This window comes from uncultured Chloroflexus sp., assembly GCF_937129525.1.
Taxonomy (GTDB): domain Bacteria; phylum Chloroflexota; class Chloroflexia; order Chloroflexales; family Chloroflexaceae; genus Chloroflexus.
Genome location: NZ_CAKZNK010000031.1, coordinates 1 through 4,469 on the forward strand (window position 1 = coordinate 1; position 4,469 = coordinate 4,469).

The following is a 4,469-nucleotide window of genomic DNA, read 5'->3' on the forward strand; positions in this document are numbered from 1 at the left end:
ATAACGAACAAGAAGCGAACGGCTGGATAACGAACAAGAAGCGAACGGCTGGATAACGAACAAGAAGCGAACGGCTGGATAACGAACAAGAAGCGAACGGCTGACGACGACCGATAGGATCCCCAGGCAAACACCGCGACAGAGGAATGAGCAGCTCCTTCGTGTCAGTCAATACACCACATCGCGCTCTATCTTCTCACCTGCCGCGCTCCGCCGGATGCTCGTCACACCGACACCCCTGCCACGCTCAAGCCGCGCTCAAACAGATCCCCGCCACCGGATGCTCGTCACATGGATAACCCTGCCGCGCTCCGCTGGATGCTCGCCACACCTGCCGCTCGAAACCTGGGGCGCGCGGAGCAATTGCAAGTCGGAACTGCGCTCTTTGCGCCTTCCGAGGTAGCCTGAAACTCACAGCGGGCCAGGCCTGCTCTGTCGGTTTCTTCGCGCTAACACTCGCTGACCCGGCTTGCGCGGGCTTAGTGTTATTGCCGATGGACTGCGAACCGTAACCTCGGCAAGTCAATGCAATGCCCGCCAAACGGTCGTCCATCGCTTCTCTTGTGGCGATACCTTTGACGATCTGGCGACGTTAACATTCTTCCACCCTCCGGCTGATGCAACGTTAACATAGCCATGCTATGCTATTCATGGCGCATCCTGATGCCTGATGATGACCGTTCATCCGCCGGTGTAGGCCGGCTTTCGGCTGCGTGAAGCAGCGCGCGCGATGACGTTCCACCTGTGATTGGTGGATGCGCCGACGGGAACGCAGCGCGCGCCGATGTTCGGTCGTCGGAGAGAGGAGCACAATGTATGTTTACCCGGATTCTCGCCTTCCTGCGCCGGCTCGGTCAGATCCACCCTGCCGTGATCGCGATTGCGCCTGACCGCACATGGTAATGTAGCGTACAATTGAACGAAACGGTATCGTTGTTCGTTGTACAAGGAGCGCACCAATGGCCCGTGTCGGTATTTATGGCGCAACCGGATACACCGGGATTGAGCTGCTGAAGCTGCTCTCCCGCCACCCGGAAGTGGAGATTGCGTTCGCGACTGCCCGCTCGGCAGCCGGGCAACGGTTGAGCGAAGTCTTTCCCATCGTGAGCGATCTGCGGCTGGTTGCGGTGGAAGAGGCCGATCCCGCCGGGGTTGATCTCGTCTTCACCTGTCTTCCCCACAACACTCCTGAGCTGATTCCACTGGCGCAGCGCGCGCTCGACGCCGGCGCGAAGGTGATCGATTTCTCGGACACCTTCCGGATTACTGACCCGGCGGTCTATGCGGCGCGGCGCGGCAAGCCGCATCCGGCGCCGGAGTTGCTCGCGCAAGCGGTGTATGGGCTGCCCGAACTGCACCGCGAACGGATTCGCCAGGCCCGACTGGTGGCGAATACTGGTTGTTATCCGTTGACTGCGATCTTGCCGCTGGCGCCATTGGCGCGCGCCGGAATACTGTCCGACCCGGTGGTGATTGTCGATAGCAAGTCAGGCGTTTCCGGCGCCGGTCGCTCGCTGTCGCTGAAGACCCATTTCGGCGAAACGCACGAGACATTTAGCGCCTACAACGTTGGGCGCGCGCATCGCCATCTGGCCGAGATGGAGCAGGAGACCGGCCTGCATATCATCTTTTCGCCTCATTTGCTGCCGGTCTTCCGCGGTATTCTTTCGACAATTTATGTCAACCTCAAACCGGGAGTTGATGAGGCAACGCTGGCTGCCGTATACGCGGATGCGTACACGGCAGAGCCGTTCATTCACGTCTTGCCGGCTGGTCGCCTGCCTGAACTGCGCCATGCCCAACACACCAACTATGTAGTGATCGGCTATCAGATGGTCGAGCCGGGCCGGGCCATTCTGGTTGCGGTGATCGACAATCTGATCAAGGGGGCTTCCGGGCAGGCGGTGCAGAATATGAACCTGATGCTGGGATGGCCGGAGACGCTGGGGTTGCGGTAGGCGCGGGATGGCGCGCCACAAAGGCGCGAAGGGTGCGCTGATGGGGTGAGATGCGCGTGACCTGGATCGCGGGAGGATGCACCACAGAGACACAGAGGGCACGAAAGTGACGCTGATGAGGTGTGTCATTGTGAGGACGCGCCCGCAGTAATCCCTGGCGAGCGCGGGGAGCATGCCTCACCGCGATACCTTATCATCCTCTCTTCCTCGACATCTTCCTTGACAGCGCCTATCGGAGTCGCTACGATTAGCACAGTGGATTGCGCCTATCGGTTTCGCTCTTGCGATCGTTGCTCCGCGCGTATGACTATCTCGTTGCCGCCAAACGCAAACACCACTTCCCCCCGAATCGCCCTGGTGATCGGAATCAACCACAGCCCAACAAGCGGCCTGGCCCCGCTGCGTCACGCCGAAGCGACGGCACAGCAGGTTGCCAGCGCGCTGGCGGCGCCGGCCTGCGGCTTTACCCTGCACGGCGACGCGCCGCTGATCGGCGATCGGGCTACCACTGACGCGGTGCGCAGCGCGGTCTTCGCTGCTCGCCGCGCTGCCGGACGCGACGGGATGCTGCTGATCTACTACATCGGCCATGCTCGCTACCTCACATGGAGTAGCGGGCGAAGCGATGTTTTTCTGGTCACGGCCAATTTCAATCCCGACGACGCCCGCGACGATCCTGATGCCCACCTCTCAATGACATGGCTGCAAGAGAAGGTGCTCCGCCACGGCGAACCCGACCGCTTGCTGCTTGTGCTCGATTGCTGCTACGCGGGCGCGATCGGCAATGCTGCGCCCGATCCGGCGATCGAGAACCTGAAGCAGCGACTGGCGAATGCGCTCAACATCCAGCACACCGATCCCAACGCTAGCGCTCGCGTTGCCATGCGCAAGGCGCTGACTGCGGTCAGTCCCTTCCAGCAGGCGTATGAGCGCGACGGCGCAACCTGCTACAGCGCTACGCTGCTGCGCGGTTTGCACGGCAAAGTGACCCTCGACGATGGGAGCGTCACCTGTCACAGCCTGCATGCGCTGGCTCAGCGCGAATTGCCTGACTGGCAGCCGGGCGAGTATGGCTTTGATCGGTCTCCCGGCGTGACGCTGGCCTCTTTCCCCGAACGGGCGCGCCTGCGTCCCTCTGTCCACCAGCCGTTTGTGATGCCGCACCCGCCACAGCCGGATTTTGTCGGTCGTGACGATGAACTGGCAAAGCTGGCTGCGCTATTGACCGGCGACGAACCGGCCAGCGCCGCTTTGCTACCGGCGCTGGCGGGCGTGGGTGGCATCGGCAAGACCCGGCTGGCAATCGAATTCGCGCACCGCTACCGCAACTGCTTCCCAGGCGGCGTGTTCTGGCTGAGCATGGAAAACGGTGACACTATCGAGAGGCAGGTTGCCGCCTGCGGCGGAACGCGCGGCCTCCAGATCTTCGACGATGATGACGCCGATGAGGCTGCGAGTCGCTCAACAATGAGCATTGCCAGCGATGTGGAGGGACGTGATCGTCCAATCCGGCTCACGCTCAGCCAGCGCGCCCGTCAGGTGCAGGCGATCTGGGAGGGGCCGGAAAAACGCCTGCTGATCTTCGACAACCTGGAAGACCCCGCCCTACTGGAACGCTGGCGCCCACGCGGTGGCGGCGCGCGCCTGCTGATCACCACCCGCCGCGCCTTCTGGGAAGCCGCCAGCAGCGTGCAGCCAATCCCGCTCGCCAGCCTGACTGCCGCCGATAGCCGCGCGTTGCTGCTGGTACCGCGCGCCAGGGCGCAGGGGATTGATATTGACCAGATGCTGGCTCAGCCCGGCGTCGCTGACAACGCCGATCAGATCGCGCAGGAACTCGGCGGCCTGCCGCTGGCGCTGACCCTGGCCGGCCAGTATCTGGCCAGATACACCGTCGCGCTCTCCGATTATCTCAACCAACTGCGCGCCGAAAGCGTCAATCACCGCTCGCTTAACGCCGAACTGAGCGAAAGCCTGCCGCAGCCGCAGAGCGCGAGCATCATCGCCAGCTTCGCGCTCAGCGTCAGTCAATTGGGTGAGAACGACTGTGACCGGCTGGCGCGCGCCATCTGGCTGGCCGCAGCCCGGCTCGCGCCGGAGCCGATCCCGCTGGAAGCTCTGCTGCGGGCCGGCGGCCTCGACCCGATGAACGAAGCGCAGCGTCGGCGGGGGGAAGATGCGCTTCGTCGTCTGCGCGAAACCGGCCTGATCGAGCAGGCCGATCAACACTACCGTCTCCACCGCCTGCTTGCCGCTTACGCCCGCAGCCTTAGCAGCGACCACGACGCCGATCTGAGGCGGGCAGCGCGAGGCATTGCGCAGACGATCCGGCAGCTCGATGATCAAGGCGAATTGACAGCCTCTCTGTTTCGAGAGCACATCCGGCTCTTGTTACAAGGCGGCGCCGCGACGCGCGACGCAGATGGTGGCGCGCTGTGGCATGCAGCGGGACTGGTCATGTATGCGGATAACGACTACGCCGCCGCCCGCCGCTATTTCACCGAGGCGCTG

General features: G+C 63.0%; 2 protein-coding genes. Both read left to right on the forward strand.

Translation table 11 applies throughout. The features are described 5' to 3' along the window. The first annotated feature begins 959 nt into the window (after positions 1–959). Complete coding sequence (gene argC / locus Q0650_RS02935) at positions 960–1,958, forward strand: N-acetyl-gamma-glutamyl-phosphate reductase (RefSeq protein WP_298815750.1); 999 nt, start codon at positions 960–962, stop codon at positions 1,956–1,958. Positions 1,959–2,261: 303 nt separating this feature from the next. Next, positions 2,262–4,469: NB-ARC domain-containing protein (locus Q0650_RS02940; RefSeq protein ID WP_298815752.1), on the forward strand; the 2,208-nt coding region annotated here is incomplete at its 3' end.

Excerpts from the sequence above, each read along its gene's own strand:
- argC (WP_298815750.1), top strand. The coding sequence starts at position 960 with ATGGCCCGTGTCGGTATTTATGGCGCAACCGGATACACCGGGATTGAG.